At 43.3% G+C, this 19856-nt stretch carries 15 protein-coding genes; 3 read left to right on the forward strand and 12 right to left on the reverse strand.

The window, feature by feature from the left end; genetic code table 11:
* Nucleotides 1-226: 226 nt before the first annotated feature.
* From RDK53_RS10825 to RDK53_RS10845, 5 genes are all read right to left on the reverse strand, one after another.
* Entirely contained in the window at nt 227-1474 is a 1248-nt protein-coding gene (locus tag RDK53_RS10825; RefSeq protein ID WP_308514784.1) for a M20/M25/M40 family metallo-hydrolase, read from the reverse strand.
* Between the two features lie 12 nt (nt 1475-1486).
* On the reverse strand, nt 1487-2752 hold the full coding sequence (dcuC, locus tag RDK53_RS10830; protein ID WP_308514786.1) for a C4-dicarboxylate transporter DcuC: 1266 nt from the start codon (nt 2750-2752) through the stop codon (nt 1487-1489).
* 271 nt (nt 2753-3023) lie between these two features.
* Nucleotides 3024-3917: a protease HtpX gene (gene htpX / locus RDK53_RS10835; protein WP_066593507.1), complete on the reverse strand. Its 894-nt coding sequence runs from the start codon at nt 3915-3917 to the stop codon at nt 3024-3026.
* A 115-nt stretch (nt 3918-4032) separates the two neighbouring features.
* A complete protein-coding gene (locus RDK53_RS10840) occupies nt 4033-5202 on the reverse strand; it encodes a lipopolysaccharide assembly protein LapB (protein WP_277036359.1) in 1170 nt (389 codons plus the stop codon).
* A gap of 299 nt (nt 5203-5501) precedes the next feature.
* Complete coding sequence (locus RDK53_RS10845; RefSeq protein ID WP_308514789.1) at nt 5502-6464, reverse strand: DUF362 domain-containing protein; 963 nt, start codon at nt 6462-6464, stop codon at nt 5502-5504.
* Nucleotides 6465-6611: 147 nt separating this feature from the next.
* On the opposite strand from RDK53_RS10845, the gene RDK53_RS10850 reads away from it, so the two are divergent.
* Nucleotides 6612-7322 carry an SIMPL domain-containing protein gene (locus RDK53_RS10850; RefSeq protein ID WP_066593513.1) on the forward strand — a complete coding sequence of 237 codons (711 nt, stop codon included), beginning with the start codon at nt 6612-6614 and terminating at the stop codon, nt 7320-7322.
* A 32-nt stretch (nt 7323-7354) separates the two neighbouring features.
* On the opposite strand, the gene RDK53_RS10855 is transcribed toward RDK53_RS10850, so the two are convergent.
* From RDK53_RS10855 to RDK53_RS10885, 7 genes are all read right to left on the reverse strand, one after another.
* Nucleotides 7355-8788, reverse strand: coding sequence for a cache domain-containing protein (locus tag RDK53_RS10855; RefSeq protein WP_308514790.1), 1434 nt, complete (start codon nt 8786-8788; stop codon nt 7355-7357).
* A gap of 820 nt (nt 8789-9608) precedes the next feature.
* A complete protein-coding gene (locus RDK53_RS10860) occupies nt 9609-10730 on the reverse strand; it encodes a porin (RefSeq protein ID WP_308514791.1) in 1122 nt (373 codons plus the stop codon).
* Nucleotides 10731-10859: 129 nt separating this feature from the next.
* Nucleotides 10860-12020 (reverse strand): porin, encoded by a 1161-nt coding sequence (locus RDK53_RS10865; protein WP_282197494.1) that lies wholly within the window; start codon nt 12018-12020, stop codon nt 10860-10862.
* 129 nt (nt 12021-12149) lie between these two features.
* Complete coding sequence (locus RDK53_RS10870) at nt 12150-13184, reverse strand: porin (protein ID WP_308514797.1); 1035 nt, start codon at nt 13182-13184, stop codon at nt 12150-12152.
* Nucleotides 13185-13334: 150 nt separating this feature from the next.
* On the reverse strand, nt 13335-14417 hold the full coding sequence (locus RDK53_RS10875; protein WP_308514799.1) for a porin: 1083 nt from the start codon (nt 14415-14417) through the stop codon (nt 13335-13337).
* Between the two features lie 129 nt (nt 14418-14546).
* Nucleotides 14547-15590 carry a porin gene (locus RDK53_RS10880; protein ID WP_289645062.1) on the reverse strand — a complete coding sequence of 348 codons (1044 nt, stop codon included), beginning with the start codon at nt 15588-15590 and terminating at the stop codon, nt 14547-14549.
* A gap of 129 nt (nt 15591-15719) precedes the next feature.
* Nucleotides 15720-16817, reverse strand: a complete 1098-nt coding sequence (locus RDK53_RS10885; protein ID WP_308514806.1) for a porin — start codon at nt 16815-16817, stop codon at nt 15720-15722.
* Between the two features lie 133 nt (nt 16818-16950).
* Between RDK53_RS10885 and RDK53_RS10890 the strand changes: the two genes are divergently transcribed.
* The gene (locus RDK53_RS10890) at nt 16951-18165 is read left to right on the forward strand and encodes a tyrosine-type recombinase/integrase (RefSeq protein WP_308514808.1); all 1215 of its coding nucleotides are present in this window, start codon (nt 16951-16953) and stop codon (nt 18163-18165) included.
* Nucleotides 18166-18345: 180 nt separating this feature from the next.
* Nucleotides 18346-19386: a porin gene (locus RDK53_RS10895; protein ID WP_289639786.1), complete on the forward strand. Its 1041-nt coding sequence runs from the start codon at nt 18346-18348 to the stop codon at nt 19384-19386.
* Nucleotides 19387-19856 lie beyond the last annotated feature (470 nt).

A 19856-nucleotide genomic window follows, 5' to 3' on the forward strand; every position in this document is an offset into this window, starting at 1 on the left:
TAGAGCTGACGGGGCCTCACAGGCCCTTCTTTAATTTATAGGTGTAAAAGACGGGATAATCTGATTGTTTTCATTTTCAACTCCATAGGGGAGGGATGAAAAAATTTTAGGACTTCCTGCAAAGAATGTGAAATACTTATTTTAGATAGTATTTATTATTTTTATGCATAACTACCAAAAGGCCGCAGAGGTTAAATTCTGCGGCCTTTTCTTGGATTAGCTATCTTTAAAGAAGCGGTTTAGTGTCTGTTGTTCCTGCCAAAGCCAGTGCTGTGAGAAGAATCAGTTTCGGACCAAGTTCAGTCTTTTCAAAAACAAAATGTTCTTTCAAAGTATGAGCTCCAATCCCCTTTCCTCCGGAGCAAAGGCAAGTTGAAGGAATATTCAAACTCATCGCCGCGTTAGCGTCAGTTGAAGACAGTCCGTAGTTCGTCAATTCAATGCCCAAAGCTTTTTGGGCTGCGCGGGCAGACTGAAGAACAGGACAATCATGCGGACGCAAGCCTGCAGGACGGTTTCCGATTTGAGTGGTCGTCACCTTTAAGTGAGTTTCCGGCAAAGCATTCGGCCATCTTGCATTTTCTTCCTTAACGGCTTTCTCAAAAGCTGCCAGAACGGCGTCTTCGACCTTCTTCAATTCAGTATTGCTCGTGCTGCGAATATCTACGTCCACTTCGCAATGTGCAGCAATTGTGTTGACTGTTGTACCGCCCTTGATTGTTCCGATAGTAAAGGTTGTCTTCGGATCCTCCGGAACTTCAATCTTGGCGATATCGGCACCTGCACGGCAAACTGCATGAATAGCACTCGGAGTCTTTCCAAATTCTGCAAATGAATGGCCTCCGGGACCATCCACTGCAATTCTCCAACGGTGAGAACCGACAGCTCCACGAAGAACGCGGCCGACATCCGTGCTATCGACAGCGATAAAGGCGTCTAATTTGGTATTAGCACACAAGAACTTAGAACCGCGGATATCTCCGTTGCCCTCTTCGCCTACAGTGCCAACAAACAGAATGTCTTCATCAGTTTCGATATTGGCTTCATTCAAAGCTCTCAAGACCTGAAGAAGTGCTCTTAAGCCGGAGCAGTTATCACCGATACCAGGGGCCCAATAGACATTTCCTTCACGGCGAACCTTAACATCGGTTTCGGCCGGAAAGACTGAGTCCATATGAGCGCCGATAGCAATCGTTTTAGCTCCGGTTTTGCCTTTACGGCGTCCAAGCACATTTCCAATGCCGTCTTTACAGACATCTGTAAGACCGTACTGTTTCATGCGTTTAACCAATTCGTCAGCTCTCTTTTCTTCTTGGAAAGTAGGAGCGCTGATTTCGCACAAATCGACTTGTTCCTGCATTGCCAATTCAGTTTGGTCCTGAATGCAGCCTAAGGCTTTTTCGACTTGGTTATTCTTCAGAAGAGCAGCAATAGTATTTGTGTACTGTTCAAGAATAGGAGGATGATTTGTCATAAGTCTTCCTTTTTAGCACAAGAAGTACACAGAGATTAACATCACCACAGCTGCAGGAGCAGTTCTCTTAACTACTTCAACAGGAGAAACAGCTGCAATACCGGAAAGAAGAATGATACCGCCGGCTAACGGAGAAGCCTGACGGCCGATACCGGCAGCCATCATAGCTAAGTAACCTAAGTTATCAATCTGCATACCGAATTTAGCAGCGTGAGGTGTAACAGCTTCGTTGAAAGCAAAAGCTGCAGCGTCGCCGGAGCCGGTCAAGACTGCTAATGCGAATGGTCCGATGGAACCACCGAGTTTTGCAACTTCATTGGCGTGGGTCAGATAGTTAACGAACACTTCGATGACGCCAGCTGCGCGCAAACCAGCGGCGAAGACACCAGCGGCAATGATGATACCTAAAATCTTGGCATAGCCATTACCCATACCGGCGAAGAACTTCTTAGTTACTTCTTCAGGGTTGGAACGTGTAACGGCAAGTGCGTAGAAAGTACCGATCAACATAGCTGTTGCGACGGACATCTTCAGTTCTTTGAACCAGATAGAAGCAACAACCAAGAGAACGACAGGAACGATAGGAGCAATTGCGAAAAGAATGTTCGGTTGTTCAACTTCGTTGGATGCTTTTTCAATAGCCTGCTGAGTATTGGCAGCAGCCTTAGAGAAGTCGCCCAGGACAAAGCAAGTAATCGTGATACAGATAATGCTGATTAAACCAAGTGTTACAGTGGTTGAAGCATGAGCGCCGATGAATTCCATGATATCCATGGAAGCCAGCTTAGAGATAAACGGGTTATGAGAAACGCCAGGATTCAAATATGCGGGCATCATGCATCCACCGACAGCCGCAGCAGCCATTGCAGGTCTGAAACCAGCTCTAATCATGATAGGAATCATAGTCGGACCTACAGCGGCGCTTAAACCTGCCATAGAAGGGATAGCTGTAGAAATCACGCTTGTAACGATCATACAAGCCGGCAATAAGAAGAGACCTAATCTCTTTAAGGGCTTCATTAAGAGACTTACGAGATGGATATCACATTTAGTTAATGAGATAACAGCAGCAAAACCTAAAGCAGAGCAGATTGCGATAATCAAGCTGCCGTTAGTCATGGACTTATCAAACTGCTTGAATGCCACCATTGGCTGCAATGAGATAAAAGCCATTACAAAACCGGAAGTTAAGAGAACTAATCTTGTCTCGTATCTCTTAACCAATGCGTAAACAGTCGCTATTACAACGGCAATAGCGACCCAGAATGTCCAGGTCACTCCCTTTCTCCTTGAGTAAAAAAGTTATTAACGTCTTATTGAGTGAAGTATCACGGAGGAGTATAGACCGTTCCTTCTCCAGTCGATATTGAGCTTTATCCTGAGAAAAAATGTCTTTTTGAGAAGAAGTTTTGATTTTGCCTTGACTTCTTTGAATAATTAATTTTCTATTTTCCGAGAGAGAGTTCCAGGCTACAGAAACAAATCTCGAAAAGAACTTCCATATGCAAAAAGGCAGCCGAAGCTGCCTTTTTGCTGGAATTAGAGAATCTTAGCGACGAACGTCCATGTCTCTTAGAGCCTTAATTCTATCTTGGATAGAAGGATGGCTAGCCAACAACTCACCGATGCTACCGGCAATCCCGAAGCCTTTGACGGCAGGAGGAAGTTCTTCAGTAGGAACAGAACCAAGTCTGGCCAATGCGTTGATCATTGGTGTTGTACTGCCCATGATCTTTGCAGCGCCTGCGTCAGCTCTGAACTCTCTATGGCGAGAGAAGTAAGCAACAACAATAGCCGCCAAAATCCCCAGAACAATATCCAGCACGACGGATGTAACGTAATAACCGATTCCGGGGGCATCGCTTTCGTTACGGAGGACTGCTCTGTCAACGAAGTTTCCGATAATTCTGGAGAGAAATACCACGAATGTGTTTGTGACGCCTTGAATAAGAGTCAGAGTAACCATATCACCGTTGGCAACGTGAGCAATTTCATGAGCGAGCACTGCTTCTACTTCTTCTTTATTCATGCTGGAGAGAAGACCGGTTGAAACAGCAACCATGGCGTTGTTACGGGATGCGCCCGTCGCGAAAGCGTTAGCTTCGCCTTCATAGATGCCGACTTCCGGCATACCAATTCCAGCCTTCTGCGCATGGGAGTGAACTGTTTCCAACAACCAAGCCTGAAGCTTGTTTGTCGGCTGAGTGATCATCTGAACGCCCATTGTGTGCTTCGCAATGGTTTTACTCATGAAAAGAGAGATGAGCGAACCGGTAAAGCCAACAACAGCTGCGAATACGAGTAAAGAACCCATGTTTTGGTTAGCGCCAGCAATATTGCCGAAGTTAATACCAAACACTGCGGACACGATGTTCAATACGATGCTGAGCACAATCAAGATTGCCAAGTTGGTCAGCAGAAAAAAGCCAATTCTTTTTAACATATTTATATTTGTGACTCGTAGGTTATGAGAAAGGTACAGCTAATTATCTAAGAAAGCGGGCACGCCGTGGAGCGCGCCTATGGTTAATTTGTATCAAAAGTTTCGTTCCCATCCTTTAAATTCTTGACGGGTCTTCAGAGCGCACGGGCGCAAAGCTGTCCCAATTTCGACATCCAGGACACTGCCACTGAAAACTCTTAGTTACGAAACCACATTTATTACATTTATATCGAACGGTTTTGTCGATTTGATTCTTTAAGAAGTCAGACAGCTCTTTCAGCTCCTTATTGTCAGGATCCTGGGCCAAACGCAAGTCGGTTAATCTCTTAAATCCAATTAAAGACTTCTTCTGAGATAAGTAACGTCGAAGAAATTCCAGAGCGTTTTCCGGTCCCTCGATTTTGCAGATCCAATCGACGGCGGCGTCAACAGAATCAGAATTGATTCCTTTTTCTGCTACAGATTCCAGATAGCGTACGGCATCTGCTTCTTTGCCAGCTTTAAGCAAAGTATCTGCGACGGAAGCCACAACCAAAGTCTCATATTCCGGAGAAATTTTGCCCACCTGTTTCCATACTTCAACTGCTTCATCAAGCTTTCCTTGTTTCTGAAGCATGGTTCCCTGCATGATTAAAGCCCGCTTATTGTTCGGATCGGCGTGAATAGCTTGCTGCAAATAATGAGCCGCTTCATCAAACTTCTTAAAGAACATGCATTGAAGAGTTAACTCACAGTAAAGGTGAGAAATTCTTGACGGATAGGTCTCTCCGGTGACCTTTTCAAGAATGTGAGCCTCATCAATTGCTTTGAGCCACTCTTTTTCAGATTCGTAAATATTCACTAACTCTTTAATAGCTCGAACTTTGTAGTCGCTTTCCAAGTCAGCGGTTTTTCTAAAGGAATCCTCCGCTCTATCCCAAAGGCCTGCCTTTAAATAGTCCTGACCCAAGGAAAAGAGTGCACGGGCTCTTTCTTTTTTAGATAAATCTGCTCTATTGTAAAGATGATTATGGATTTTAACCGCGCGATCGTAATCTCCTCTTTTCCTGTAAAGAGTTCCCAAAGCAAAATGCAGTTCGACCGTATCGGGGTCAATTTTCGCGAGGTTAACTAAAGAATTCAAAGCCTGATCTTTTTTATTATCCAGCAGCAAATCCAGACCTTTATATAAGGTTTGGGTTTCATCTGCTACTGATTTTTTTTCTTTAATGTCGAATGAGCGGGAGAACCAGCCTGCCCCAAAAAGTACAGGTACCAACAATAAGTACCAGAGTTCAAATTCCATATTCAGACCTAATTAATTCCAATAAGGAAGAATCGAAACTCGACCTTCCTTATTGCCTTCATCATTATTTTCAAAGAGGACCTTTGCAGAAGCAATACTGCATCCCTAGGCAATTAAAACGTAATCTTGAATTCTAGTGAAGTTTAAAAAAAAACTCACCTTCTTTAGGTTATTGAGAACGTAATCAGTAAATGTCTCAAGAGGAGCTCGCTCAATCTCACTGTCGAAACACTTTCCGAGGAGAAAGATCCAAAAAGCCTTTCTATACATCGGAAGGCCATCTTTTCCATTCTCTCAAATTAAGCCTTATTTATATCGATTAATTTGTACTGGTCATGGCCCATTTTTCTTTCCTTCATTGCTGACAACTGGCGAAGTCCTTTTCGTGATGTGATTCTTTCCATCAAATCTCTGTTTTGCCCCTCCGGAAGAGCCTTTATCAGATCAATGCCAGCTTGATCAATAGCCAGCAAATCAGTTGAAGCGAGAATACCGATATCGGGTGCAGTCGGTTCTGCCGCTGAAGTTCCTGCGCAGTCACAATCAACCGACATTTTTCTTAAAACATTGATGTATACAATCTTCTTTCCAAAATGGTCCGTGATTGCTTTCGCTCCGTCGGCCATGCGCTCCATCAGTTCCTCTCCATGGATCCATTGTCCATTGTGATCCAGCAGACCATGCAACTGTGCCTTTCCACCTTCCGGACCGCTAGAACCGCATTCAATGGCGATGTTTTTCATCGAACCGCCGAAACCGCCCATTGTATGCCCTTTGAAGTGAGTAAGTACCAACATGGAGTCATAATTAAGGAGATTTTTGCCTACTCTGAACCTCTTGACATACTTCGCACCATTTGACGGCAATTCTGCTTCGCCGTCTTCGTCCATAATATCCACCCGGCTAAAATTCCAGCCGTTAATTTTAAGAGTTTCACGATGGCCTTTCGAAGTTTGACGAGGACTTCCGTACAGGACATTGCATTCCACAATTGTGCTGTCAGGAATTTGTTCCTGCAATTTTTGTACCCATGGGGAAGGAATGATGTTGGGGCCATGCGGCTCGCCGGTGTGAAGCTTGATCGCAATCTTTCCATTTAAATTTCCGCCAACCAACTTAAACATTTTGATTAAAGACTGAGGCGAAATCTCTTTGGAGAAAAACACCTCTGCCGTTTCATTTTGCTGAGCAAATGCTGAATAAACTGGAGAAGATCCTATTAATGCTGCGGTAGTCTCTAAAAATTGGCGACGATTGATCATTTTAGATTCCTCTTTGATTTCAAATGATTTTACCTTGAATACAGAGACATAAAACCTCTTCGCTGGTGATAAGAGCGGTTTCCTGGTTTGAGTTTGCTCGTCTAATAAAGACATTAGAATTTCAAGAAGATCATTAGGAGGTTCTCAATGGACACCAAAATAATTTCTTCTTCACTCATCGCCGTCGGCATCATCGCCGGAGCCTTTACTCTAGGCAACCAACTAGAACAAGGAATCAGAGGATTTAAAGACGCCGACAGAGTTGTTACCGTCAAAGGCCTTTCAGAGAAAGAAGTCAAGGCCAATCATGTTATTTGGCCGGTAAGCTTCCGTGAAATGGGAAATGATTTGTCTCAAGTTTATGACCAGTTGGAAGTCAAGCAGAACATGGTTTTGAAATATCTCAAAGACGGTGGTCTTACAGATGAGGAAATTACTATTGCCGCGCCGAAACTGCGTGACAATTTGGCTGACAACTACGGCTCTCAGCGTCCACCGTTCCGTTACATGATTACTCAGGTGCTTACTATTTCATCAGACAAGGTTGATGTGGTCCGTAAATTGGACGAAGCACAAAGAGATTTGTTAAAGGCCGGTGTAGGCTTGACTAATGACTACTCTTACATGACCAAATATTCATACACCGGGCTAAATGAAATTAAACCGGCGATGATCGAAGCCGCCACAAAGAACGCTAAAGAAGCCGCACAGAAATTTGCTATGGATTCCGGATCGACTTTAGGAAAAATCCGAAGAGCCAACCAAGGCATCTTCTCTATCACCGACCGAGACGAGAACACTCCTTTTATCAAGAATGTGAGAGTGGTAACGACTGTCGAATACTTCTTGAAGGATTAACTACTGTCTGAGAAGGCCCCCCGAGCCTTCTCCTATTCTTCTCGCACCAGGACGTAGACTTTATCAACAACACCTGAATCTTTTATCGAATACATCCGGAGCTCATATTTTTCTCCGGTTGCTATGAAAGTCAATTGAGTTCTTAACCGTTCTAGCCATTCGTTAGGCGGAACATCCGAGGAGAAGCACTGATCGAGGCAACACAAGAAATCCGAACCCGGTTGGGCCATCGGCATCAATCTGCGGGATATCTTTTTTGCAAACCGGATTTCTCCGTTTTTATCTACGAGCACTAAACCAGTTAAGAAGTCATCAAACACCTTATTCAAGATGACTCCTCTTTCGGAGAAATCTGAGATTCTCCTATGAAATTCCCTTTCCACGGCAAAGTTAATATCATTTGCCTCAGGTTTGTTTGGTCTTACTTGATTGCTAAGTTTGTTTATGAGTTTCTGTAGGTGCCCGAATTCTTCCGGAGATTCAATATAGTCCATTTTGCTCCATGGATATTTTGAATCGAAGACACTATTCATTAATTTCTTGAATTTGGAGACCAAGACCTGATTTACCGTGCTTCCGACAATCAAAGTCAGCAAGCATACGAGCAAAAAGAAGAGGATATTAGTCCAGACCAATACACCATGTTCGGTTTCTTTATCAGGGACTTTTCTAAAAATTCCGACAGCCCAATTTTGATCCGGCAATGGCAAAAGGTAACCTGACAAATCCGCTGCATTTCCTCTTTCAATGGTTACCCACTCTCCACCTGTTTTCAATACCCTTGAGATTTCCTGAGGCTTCAAATATGGGGTTAAAGTGGCAACAAGATCAGTGGTGAATACCGGCACGCCCTTGCTGTCAAAAACCCAAATACTAAATTCTCCCGGCGCGATTCGGCTAGTGGCATTATCAACCAGTCGATTCAAGTTCAAAGCACAGACGGCATAACCAACAAGTTTTCCTTTTTTATTTCTTGCAGGAATGATGACATTGACGATAGGAACGTCTGCCGCGCCTACGGCCTTAACTACGTCAGAGACGACAGGAGTGTTGAAAGATTGAATCTTTTTCCAGTGATCTCTAGTCGTGTGGTCAACACCAATATTAGAGAGTCCTTCTTTGTTGATCTTTGGGTAAAAGGCAATTGAACGTCCCTTTGTGTTGTCATAGTGAATATTGAGAATATAAGGAACTTTAACAACCAAATCTTTTAAATAGCTGTTCAACAACTCCGGATCTTTGACACCGTCTGCAGCGAGCTTATTAGCGGCAGATTCTACGACAGTTCTAGCAATCTCCAGTCGAGATTGAATTTCTCTCCCGACAAGTTCTGCTGAAAGCTTGCTTACCAGCTCTCTGTTTTCCAAAGTTTCCTTCGCAAAGAAAAACTGCTGAATTCCGAGAGCCAATAATGGAATCGAAACGCATGCAAAAAAGATGGCATATAGGTACTGTCGGAAGCTCATCGCAGTTACTAGGGACTAAGAAAATCAAGAATTATAGGGGTTTACGAGATTATCCTATGAATTATCTTAATTTTAAAGAGGGGACGCTAATTTTTAGAAAAAAATGAGCACATTGCCTAGAATAGATTGAGTGTTAGTCAAACGAGTAATCTCCGAATGGCAATTCATAATTTCCAATCCCGCTGCCGGAACTAAACGCTCCTAGACGCAACTACCTCCTTTGTTCTTGGTACTAATGCGGTTTAACTGTCAGAGAGTTCTTCATTAATTTCTATTTGACCGGAGTAGTAATGAACATGCGTTTTGATCGAATATTCATCTCAAAGGGAAAGTGGCTGAAAGACAGATTTGTATTCCAAACAAATAACGAAAATTGAACAGAATGTTGTACTATTTTGCCTTCAATTGCGGCAGGCATTGCTTCCTGCCTTTACTGCAAAATCAACCTGACATTCGAAAGCTTTACAGAGAACCACACTTAACGGAACCCTCTGCCTGAGGCCTCGAGCCCATTAAAACTTCAAAAAGCAGTGAAACGTTGACTCGAAGACTCGATAGCAACGCTTCAACTAATATCGGTTGGGTATCACGGCCCCCACACCCGTCTAGACTGCTCATATCCGCTTCCTGTTCTTTGAACATGCATTTTACTATCAGCTTCCTTCAGACTTAACGTTACCGTTAAGCCGTTGCCAGGCCGCTAAGCTTTCCTCTCATCGGGAAAGCTCGGGATTCACGCCCTGTAGGGACGCACTGCTGGGTATACCACAAAAAAAGGACCCCTGCAGAAGGTCCTTTTTCGACGTTAATCTAGGAAAGATTAGAAGGAAGTACGCATACCGACTAAGAGAGTGTAGCCGTTATAAAGTGCGTCTTCTGTGTTTTTCCAGCCTTTGCTGGAATCAGCATAGCCAGCATAGGCTTTGAGGGCGGTTCTCTTGGAAAGAGGATAAACATATGCGGCACCAACGTTCCAAGAACGAACATCCTGTGTTCCGACTTTTGTTTTATCGAGACTTTCATCTTTACCGAAGAGATAGCGGGCGCCTACCAGTGCATCGCCACCGCCTACGGAGACCTTAGCGGATAAACCAAACTGATTTACTTTCTTGCCACCATCTTGGTTGTACCACTGGTATGCGAACATTGGAGTCACAGAACCCAAGTTGTATTCCAAACCATAGTTGATAGTGAGAACTCTCTTCTTATCGCCTTTTGCAGCAATTGCAGGATCAGTCTTCTTAAGTCCTAAGGCATCTAAAACATCAGCAGAGAGACCCAAATCTCCCCATGTTTTGGCATTACCAGTGCCTTTGTTATCAATTGCTTCAAAAATCAAGCTGGACTTAATTGCGTTAGCTTGATACTTGGCACCGATACCATAGTAGTGGTTGTTGTCTGACCATTTGCTTGTATCGTCAACGATACCATTGGAATAAATGGCATGAAGAGACAAACCATTGAAAACAGGAGAAGCGTAAGCAATAGCGTTATCTACACGTAATGTTCCAGAAGTTAAGGAGTTCCAAGCAGACATGCTGTAACCGGTTCCAAGAGCCCAGCCAGTAAGAATTTGTTGTGACTGTGCACCAGAAGACAAAGCACCAGTACGTCCAAAGCCTAATTTACCGAATCCGCCGCTAACAAACATCATAGTTTCACGATTGAATGCCTTGGAAGAATCTCCAGCAGCACCTGTGTCCGCGTTAAATCCCTGTTCGAGAATGAAGGAAACAGCATAACCATTGCCGAGTTCTTCTGTACCTTTTAAACCCCAACGAGGACCTTGGTCAAAGTTCTTAATTTGGACAGTGGCGGACTTATGTTTAGCTTTCGTAACAACCACGCCTTCTTCGATAACACCGTAGAGAGTAACGTTAGAAGCTGCGAATGCAACTGTAGAAGCACCCATTACAGCCAAAGCGATAAGTGATTTTCTCATTTGTAAATACTCCAATTGACGTTAAAAACTTGCAGAAAGTTCAAATTCCTGGCAATTCAATTGAAGATTTACGGGTATGAAAAAAGGACCCCTGCAGAAGGTCCTTTTTCAGCGCTAATCTATGAAAGATTAGAAGCTATGACGCATACCTAAATACAACTGGTAGCCGTTGTAAGCAACTTCTTCTTTGTCTTTCCAGCCCTTGGAAGAGTCTGCATATCCAGCGTATGCCTTGAGAGCTGTTCTCTTAGAAAGAGGATAAATATAGGCAGCACCAAGGTTCCATGCACGAACCTTATCGTCACCTGTTAAGGCTTCGTCATGGCCAAAGAGGTAACGACCGCCGACGAGAATATCGCCACCAGCTACACCAACTTTTGCAGAAAGACCAAACATGTGAGTCTTCTTACCGCCGTCTTGATTGAACCATTGATAGGCGAACATTGGAGTCCATGCTCCCATGTTGTATTCCAAGCCATAGTTAATCATTAAAGCACGCTTCTTAGCTGCTGTTGCATCATCAAGGCTTGTCTTAGCCCAAGCCTTATACTCATCCTTTTGAGCATCTGTAAGTTTTGCAGGATCGTAACCTTCAACAACAGCCCACTGGCCAATATTAAATAAGGAGCCAGCAGTCTTGGAGGCAACTTCTGTACCCTTATTATCCATAGCTTCAAAGATTAAGCTTGATTTGATTGCGTTGGCTTCGTACTTTGCACCAATACCATAGTAGTGGTTGTTCTTGGACCACTTAGCATCATCTCCAGTGTAGCCGTTGGAGTACATGGCAGAAATAGTCAAACCGCCAAAAGAAGGAGTCTTGTAGAAGACTGCATTATCAGTGCGGCTGAAACCTCCGCCAAAGCTTGTCCAAGCGCTCAAACCGAAGCCTGTTCCGAGTGCCCAACCAGTTAAGATGTTATTAGACTGTGCGCCAGAAGCTAATGTACCGGTACGACCGAAACCGAAACGACCAAAGCCACCTGTAACATAGAGGATTGATTCACGGCTGAACTGTTTTCCTGCTACAGCCTGATCACCATTATCGGCATTAAAACCCTGTTCAAGAATGAAGCCAACAGAATATCCATTTCCGAGCTCTTCGACTCCGCGAATACCCCAGCGAGAACCTTGGTCAAAGCCGGATTTTAAAGAAACTGTTGTGTCTTGGTGTTTTGCCTTTTGGACGACAACACCTTCTTCGATTACACCGTAAAGAGTTACGTTAGAAGCTGCGAATGCAACTGTGGAAGCACCCATTACAGCTAAAGCGATAAGTGATTTTTTCATTTGTAAGTACTCCAATTGAAGTGAAAAACTTGCAGAAAGTTCAAATTCCTGGCAATTCAATTGAAGATTTACGGGTATGAAAAAAGGACCCCTGCAGAAGGTCCTTTTTCAGCACAAATCTACGAAAGATTAGAAGCTGTGACGCATACCCAGAAAGAGTTGATAACCGTTGTAAACTACGTTTTCTGTATCTTTCCAACCTTTGGAAGAATCAGCATAACCAGCGTAGGCTTTAAGTGCTGTTCTCTTGGAAAGTGGATAAATATAAGCGGCACCGATATTCCAAGAACGAACCTTATCATCAGTTGCTGTTGGAGCGTCATCATCGCCAAATAAGTATCTTGCACCTACTAAAGCATCTCCGCCACCCACTGCAACTTTAGCAGACAGGCCAAACATATTGGTCTTCTTACCTTCGTCTTGATGAGCCCATTGATAAGCGAACATCGGAGTGACGGTACCTAAGTTATATTCGAAGCCGAAGTTGATAACGTACTGTGTCTTCTTCTTTGCGAGACCAGCTGTATCTTTGTTATCTACAGCTTCAAAGATCAAGCTAGATTTGATGGCATTGGCGTCATACTTAGCACCGATACCATAGTAATGATTGTTTTTAGACCATTTTACATCATCACCCTTAGTACCATTGGAGTACATTGCGCTGAATTTCAATCCATCAAAGGAAGGTGTTTGATAAGCGACAACATTATCAACTCTGCTAAAGCTTGTTCCAATAGCGCTAGTCCAAGAGCTCAGACCAAAACCTGTTCCAAGTGCCCAGCCAGTTAAGATGTTATTAGACTGTGCACCAGAAGATAATGTACCCGTACGACCGAAACCAAGACGGCCGAAACCGCCAGTTGCATATAAGAAAGCTTCACGGCTGAATTGTTTGCCAGAGATAGCTTCACTACCATCGTCAGCATTAAAACCCTGTTCAAGGATAAAGCCAACCGCATACCCGTTACCAAGTTCTTCAACGCCGCGAATACCCCAGCGAGAACCCTGGTCAAAACCGGATTTCAAAGAAACAGTAGTGTCTTGATGTTTAGCTTTCTGAACCAAAACACCTTCTTCAATAACACCGTAGAGAGTAACGTTGGAAGCAGCGAATGCAACTGTAGAAGCACCCATTACAGCCAAAGCGATAAGTGATTTTTTCATTTGTAAATACTCCAATTGACGTTAAAAACTTGCAGAAAGTTCAAATTCCTGGCAATTCAATTGAAGATTTACGGGTATGAAAAAAGGACCCCTGCAGAAGGTCCTTTTGAGATCATTCTAACTTTTGCGTGAGAACGCTAACTTAGAAGTTTAGAAGTTGTGAGTCATACCAACAGCGAACTGGAAGCCATTGTAGTTAACCGCATCAGAGGCTTTCATGTGCTTGGTGTATTCTTTCTTTAGGCCCTTAGAGCCGTCAGCGTAACCACCATAAACCCAAGCTGTTGTGCGCTTGCTAAGTGGGTATTCGTAGGCAGCATTCAAAGTCCAAACACGCAGTTTGTCTTCAGCCCCTTCAAGTGCCCCGTCATTCTTGCCGAAGGCATAGCGGGCACCAAGCTTAGCAGTGCCACCGCCGAGTTTAACGGCAGCGGAGAGCCCGAAGATATTAGCCTTAACGCCTTCATCCTGCCAGTTGTACTGATAGGCAAACATCGGAGTCCATGTGCCAAAGTCATATCCCAATCCGAGGTTGATTAAGTATGCAGTCTTATCAGATTTAGCCAAAGAGTAACCTGCATCAGCCTGACCTTTGTTATCAACTGCTTCAAAAATCAAACTGTTTTTAAAACCGCCTAACGTGTACTGTGCGCCGATTCCATAATAGTGGGTGTTATCGCTCCATTTCTTTCCATTATCATCCGCAACAACACCGTTAGAATACATTGCGCTGACCTTTAAACCTCCGAATTCAGGAGAGCCATAAGCAATAGCGTTGTCTAATCTTGTTCCGGAATTGCGAGCGATGCTTGTCCAAGAACCGCCACCGTAACTTGTTCCAAGGGCCCAACCAGTCAACATGTTATTACTTTGAGCGCCGCCAGCTAAAGAACCAAGGCGACCGAAACCGAGCTGCCCGAAGTTACCTTGGACATATAATTTGGATTCACGGCTAAACTGTTTACCAGCCGTGTTTTCATTACCGGTATCCATGTTGTAGCCTTGTTCAAGAATGAAGCCGACAGCATAGCCATTACCGAGCTCTTCAACTCCACGGATGCCCCAACGAGAACCATTGCGGAAACCAGAGTTCATGGAAACAGTTGTATCTTGTCCACCGGCTTTGGATACAACAGCAGAAGCATCTACTACACCGTAGAGAGTAACGTTAGAAGCTGCGAATGCGACAGAAGAAGCACTCAAAACAGCTAAAGCGATAAGTGATTTTTTCATTTGTAAAAACTCCAATTGAAGTTGAAAACTTGCAGAAAGTTCAAATTCCTGGCAATTCAATTGAAGATTTACGGGTATGAAAAAAGGACCCCTGCAGAAGGTCCTTTTTCAGCACAAATCTACGAAAGATTAGAAGCTGTGACGCATACCCAGAAAGAGTTGATAACCGTTGTAAACTACGTTTTCTGTATCTTTCCAACCTTTGGAAGAATCAGCATAACCAGCGTAGGCTTTAAGTGCTGTTCTCTTGGAAAGTGGATAAATATAAGCGGCACCGATATTCCAAGAACGAACCTTATCATCAGTTGCTGTTGGAGCGTCATCATCGCCAAATAAGTATCTTGCACCTACTAAAGCATCTCCGCCACCCACTGCAACTTTAGCAGACAGGCCAAACATATTGGTCTTCTTACCTTCGTCTTGATGAGCCCATTGATAAGCGAACATCGGAGTGACGGTACCTAAGTTATATTCGAAGCCGAAGTTGATAGCGTACTGTGTCTTCTTCTTTTCGGTACCAGCTGTATCTTTGTTATCTACAGCTTCAAAGATCAAGCTAGATTTGATTGCATTGGCCTCATACTTAGCGCCGATACCATAATAGTGATTATTCTTAGACCATTTTTCATCATCAGCCTTAGTACCGTTGGAGTACATTGCGCTGAGTTGCAATCCATTAAAGGACGGTGTTTGATAGGCGACACCATTATCAACTCTGCTAAAGCTTGTACCAATAGCGCTGGTCCAAGAGCTCAAGCCGAAACCTGTTCCAATGGCCCACCCCGTTACTATTTGATAAGAACCGGCGCCAGAACTTAAGGTGCCGAAACGGCCAAACCCTAATTTACCGAAGCCGCCTTGAACATATAACTGAGATTCACGGCCGAAAACTTTACCTGCAGAGTTAGATGCTGTATTAGCCCCTGTATCGGCATCGAAACCTTCTTCCAATACGAAACCTACGTTGTATCCATTTCCAAGATCTTCGACTCCACGAAGGCCCCAGCGAGAACCCTGGTCAAAGCCAGATTTTAAAGAAACGGTTGTATCTTTGTGTTTTGCCTTTTGAACGACAACACCTTCTTCGATAACACCGTAAAGAGTTACGTTAGAAGCAGCGAATGCAACTGTGGAAGCACCCATTACAGCCAAAGCGATAAGTGATTTTCTCATTTGTAAATACTCCAATTGACGTTAAAAACTTGCAGAAAGTTCAAATTCCTGGCAATTCAATTGAAGATTTACAGGTATGAAAAAAGGACCCCTGCAGAAGGTCCTTTTTCAGCACTAATCTAGGAAAGATTAGAAGGTATGTACCATACCGACGTAGAGCTGATATCCGTTGTAAACCGGAGTAATGTTAGCGTCTTCAACTTTCTTGAAGGCTTTATAAGAAACGTCTTTCCAACCTTTACCAGAATCTGCATAGCCAGCGTAAGCGTTTAACTTAGTTCTCTTGGAGAGAGGATAAACATAAGCTGCGCCAATGTTCCAAGAGTTAACATCTTGGTCTCCAGTTGCTGGAAGATTCTTGTCCTTACCGAACAAATAACGCGCACCCGCGAGAACGTCACCGCCCGCAACCGGAACTTTAGCACTTAAACCAAACATGTTGGTCTTCTTGCCTTCATCCTGCCATGCATACTGGTAAGCAAACATCGGAGTGATTGAGCCAAGGTTATATTCAAAACCAAAATTAATTGCGTATTGAGTATTCTTGTTTTGGGAAGCTGGAACTACAGCCGGAGTTCTGTTTTGTTTTGCTTCAAAAATCAAGCTAGATGTAATAGCATTTGCAGAATATTTTGCACCAATTCCATAGTAGTGATTATTTTTGGACCATTTAGTTGCGCCATCTTCGCCAGAGGTCTGGTTGGAGTACATGGCAGAAAGCGTCAATCCATCGAAGTTAGGAGTCACATAGACAACAGCATTGTCTACACGGCTGAAGCTTGTGCCAATTTCAGATGTCCAAGAGCTAAGACCATAGCTGGTTGTAAGAGCCCAACCAGTAAGCATGTGATAAGAACCAACGCCAGAACCTAAAGTGCCGAAACGACCGAAACCTAATTTACCGAAACCACCTTGAACATACAACTGAGATTCACGGCCGAAAACTTTACCTGCAGAGTTAGAAGCAGTGTTGGCACCTGTATCAGAATCGTAACCTTCTTCGAGAACGAAACCTACGTTGTAACCGTTACCGAGGTCCTCAACGCCTTTGATACCCCAACGAGAACCTGACACGAATCCTGAATTCAAGGAGACTGTAGTATCCTGATGTTTAGCTTTTTGTACTAATACGCCGGTATCGATAACACCGTAGAGAGTAACGTTAGAAGCTGCGAATGCCACTGTAGAAGCACCCATTACAGCCAAAGCGATAAGTGATTTTTTCATTTGTAAATACTCCAATTGAAGTTGAAAACTTGCAGAAAGTTCAAATTCCTGGCAACTCTTTCAAACTTCCAATTGGGTTTGGGGAAATTTTTAACGTCTGAGCCTCAACCCGAAGTTCAAATTGGAGGTATTAATGTCACATTCGAAGATCGGCCAATACACTAAGTCACAGCTTTATTCTTTGACCGACGGTGTTTACAGATTAGAAAGGAATTTCTATTTACGCGTCCGGGGCAATGGAAAATACAGAACTTATTTTTTTCGCTATGTTGATCAAGAAGGAAATCAAAAAGATTGCAATATCGGAAGCCTTAGAAAAATAACCATGGCAGATGCTAAACAGCAAGTTCATTTATTTAGAAGTCTATTGAATATAGCAAGTCCCAAAAATTTGGATTTATCAACAAACCAAACTCCAAAATTTTCAGAATTCGCTCTAGAGACCATTGAAACTTTAGCTTCCGTGAAACTGTGGAAAACTGTTGCTCAAAAATCCTCTTGGACCTCTTCTATAACGACATATGCCTTCCCAAAGATTGGGGAAAAATTGGTCGAAGAAATTACTCGCCAAGATATCCTGGAAATTCTGAAACCAATCTGGACAAATAAGACAATGACAGCCTCTAGATTAAGAGGTCGTTTAGAAAAAATCTTCTCCTATGCTATTAACGAAGGGAAATACCATGGAAAAAATCCTGCAATTTGGAAAGCAAACCTTGAGATGTACCTCCCTCCGCCAGAAAAATGCAAAACAAAGACGCACTTCAAGGCTCTAACGCTACAAGAACTTCGGGACAATATTCCTTTTCTAACGAAAAATAACTTTATTGGCTATAAGTGCCTTTTATTCGGAATCTTAACTGCTACTAGAAGCGTTGAATTCACACAGATCCAATGGAGCGAGATTGATTTTCAAAAAAAGATCTGGAATTGTCCTCCATCGAGAAGAAAGGACGGAAAGAGCGAAGTCTTCAGGGTTCCTTTAAGTAGACAGCTTATTGAAATGCTGAAATTGCTAAAGAAAGAATCTAAAAGTAACTTTGTATTCACAAAGGATCATTTACAACCAATAAGAAGGGAAACTCCGAGAAAATTGTTGAAGGACGGTCTAAAGTTAGATTGCACGATGCATGGAATGCGCTCTACTTTTAGAGATTGGTGCACGCAAAACGGCATTAACGAAATAGTTGCAGAGAAATCATTGATGCACTCTACCGGAAATGAAGTTGTTTCAGCTTATCAAAGAAGCGACCTATTAGAGGAAAGAAGAGACGTCATGCAAAAATGGTCGGATCTTTTGCTTGAAAGCAACGAAATTACTAAAAACCAAAAAGCTGAAAATTCATAGTTGTTGCATTAAAACTACATACAAACACTACTTTTCTTCGATTTTTTGTTGTTTTTGTGCAAAAAACAACATTTTTAGTTGCCTAGAGGACACACTTGTCCCAAAATTACATCGCAGATTAATTCTTGCCAGGAATTTGAACTTTCTGCAAGTTTTCAACTTCAATTGGAGTTTTTACAAATGAAAAAATCACTTATCGCCTTAGCTGTTTTAGGTGCATCCTCCGTTGCATTCGCAGCTTCCAACGTTACTCTGTACGGCAAACTTGACGGCGGTGTTGTCGTTAGCAAGGCTAAGAAAGCCGATACAGTTGTCAAAGCTACATCCGGTTTTGATTCTGGCTCTCGCTGGGGCCTGAAGGGTGTTGAAGACCTCGGCAATGGTTATGCCGTTGGTTTCCAACTCGAACAAGGCTACAGCCTTGACTCTGGTGCGACAGCAAACGGTGATGGCACATTCACAAGAGAAAGCAGACTTTACGTCCAGGGCGGCTTCGGTACATTGAGCTTCGGTAGATTCGGTTCTCTTGCTTCTGGTGCTGGTTCTCAGACAATTCTTACCGGTTGGCAGTTCGGTACTTCTTATGAAGACACAGGCTCTTGGACAAAATATGGCAAAGGAAATAGCCGTATTAACAACGCTATTTCCTATGTTTCTCCAGCCTTTGGTGGTACAACAATCCACGCAATGTATTCCAATGGAACTAAAGCTGACGACGCTAAATGGTCTCAAAACCACCACTACTATGGCTTAGGCGTTAAGACAAAGGTCGGTGCTCTCGACGGTTCTGTTATCTTTGAAGCAACCGACGCTAAAGGCGGTGTTGAATACAAAGAACCGGCATACTCCATCACAGCTGGCGCAAACTATAACTTCGGTGTTGCAACATTGTCTGGTATCTACCAATATGCTTGGAGCTCTGACACATACAAGCAGAACGCCTTCGGTCTCAGCACAGCAGTTCCAGCTTTCGGCGGTACTGCTAAGTTAGGTACAAAGTTTGTATTCGGAAAGGATGAAACAGTTACTTCCGGCGAAGACAAATACAATGGATGGAGCATTAATGCTGGCTACAGCTATCCGCTCAGCAAACGCACATATGCTTATGGATATGCTGGTTACACTCACGGCGGCAAGCTCTGGAAGACACACACTGCTGCAGAAGCTGATTTAGTTCACAATGGGTACGCAGTTGGTATGGGCTTGGTTCACAGCTTCTAATTTTCTAGCTTAATACTTAAAAGGAACTGCCAAGAGAGGACGCTCTTTTGGCAGTTTTCATTTAGGTCCTTTCTTACTACAGCTACAAATATTAATTAACCTCTCGCCGAGCTTCTGCGAGCAGCCTCATCCATATTCTTTGAAAGGACGAGTCACACTCAGTTCTGACAAGAGAATGCCTCGACCCGTGAAACTATTTAACAGATGAAGTGTGGATTTTGACGGGACAAGCTCAGACCCGCACCATAACCGAAAGCTTTCCATCCTCGGGACAATTCCCTGTATCCAACACACAATTTAAAGATGCTCCAAATTTAGAGACATCTCTTTCAGGATAAGCGATCGCTATTTTTCGAAGTTAGATAGTCAGCAAAAAAATTACAGTTCCCAACTTCTATAGCTAGAAACTGCATTTTTGTGATTAACTGGACTTAACTTAAGACTAGTTAATCACAAAAATGCAGTTTCTA

Origin of the sequence: uncultured Turicimonas sp. (assembly GCF_902477955.1) — a bacterium.
Taxonomy (GTDB): domain Bacteria; phylum Pseudomonadota; class Gammaproteobacteria; order Burkholderiales; family Burkholderiaceae_F; genus Turicimonas.

Coding starts and splice junctions, on each gene's coding strand:
- RDK53_RS10840 (WP_277036359.1), bottom strand. CDS start 5,202: ATGGAATTTGAACTCTGGTACTTATTGTTGGTACCTGTACTTTTTGGG.
- RDK53_RS10850 (WP_066593513.1), top strand. CDS start 6,612: ATGGACACCAAAATAATTTCTTCTTCACTCATCGCCGTCGGCATCATC.
- RDK53_RS10890 (WP_308514808.1), top strand. CDS start 16,951: ATGTCACATTCGAAGATCGGCCAATACACTAAGTCACAGCTTTATTCT.
- RDK53_RS10825 (WP_308514784.1), bottom strand. CDS start 1,474: ATGACAAATCATCCTCCTATTCTTGAACAGTACACAAATACTATTGCT.
- RDK53_RS10895 (WP_289639786.1), top strand. CDS start 18,346: ATGAAAAAATCACTTATCGCCTTAGCTGTTTTAGGTGCATCCTCCGTT.
- RDK53_RS10845 (WP_308514789.1), bottom strand. CDS start 6,464: ATGATCAATCGTCGCCAATTTTTAGAGACTACCGCAGCATTAATAGGA.
- RDK53_RS10860 (WP_308514791.1), bottom strand. CDS start 10,730: ATGAGAAAATCACTTATCGCTTTGGCTGTAATGGGTGCTTCTACAGTT.
- RDK53_RS10885 (WP_308514806.1), bottom strand. CDS start 16,817: ATGAAAAAATCACTTATCGCTTTGGCTGTAATGGGTGCTTCTACAGTG.
- RDK53_RS10865 (WP_282197494.1), bottom strand. CDS start 12,020: ATGAAAAAATCACTTATCGCTTTAGCTGTAATGGGTGCTTCCACAGTT.
- RDK53_RS10880 (WP_289645062.1), bottom strand. CDS start 15,590: ATGAGAAAATCACTTATCGCTTTGGCTGTAATGGGTGCTTCCACAGTT.
- RDK53_RS10870 (WP_308514797.1), bottom strand. CDS start 13,184: ATGAAAAAATCACTTATCGCTTTGGCTGTAATGGGTGCTTCTACAGTT.
- RDK53_RS10875 (WP_308514799.1), bottom strand. CDS start 14,417: ATGAAAAAATCACTTATCGCTTTAGCTGTTTTGAGTGCTTCTTCTGTC.
- RDK53_RS10855 (WP_308514790.1), bottom strand. CDS start 8,788: ATGAGCTTCCGACAGTACCTATATGCCATCTTTTTTGCATGCGTTTCG.
- htpX (WP_066593507.1), bottom strand. CDS start 3,917: ATGTTAAAAAGAATTGGCTTTTTTCTGCTGACCAACTTGGCAATCTTG.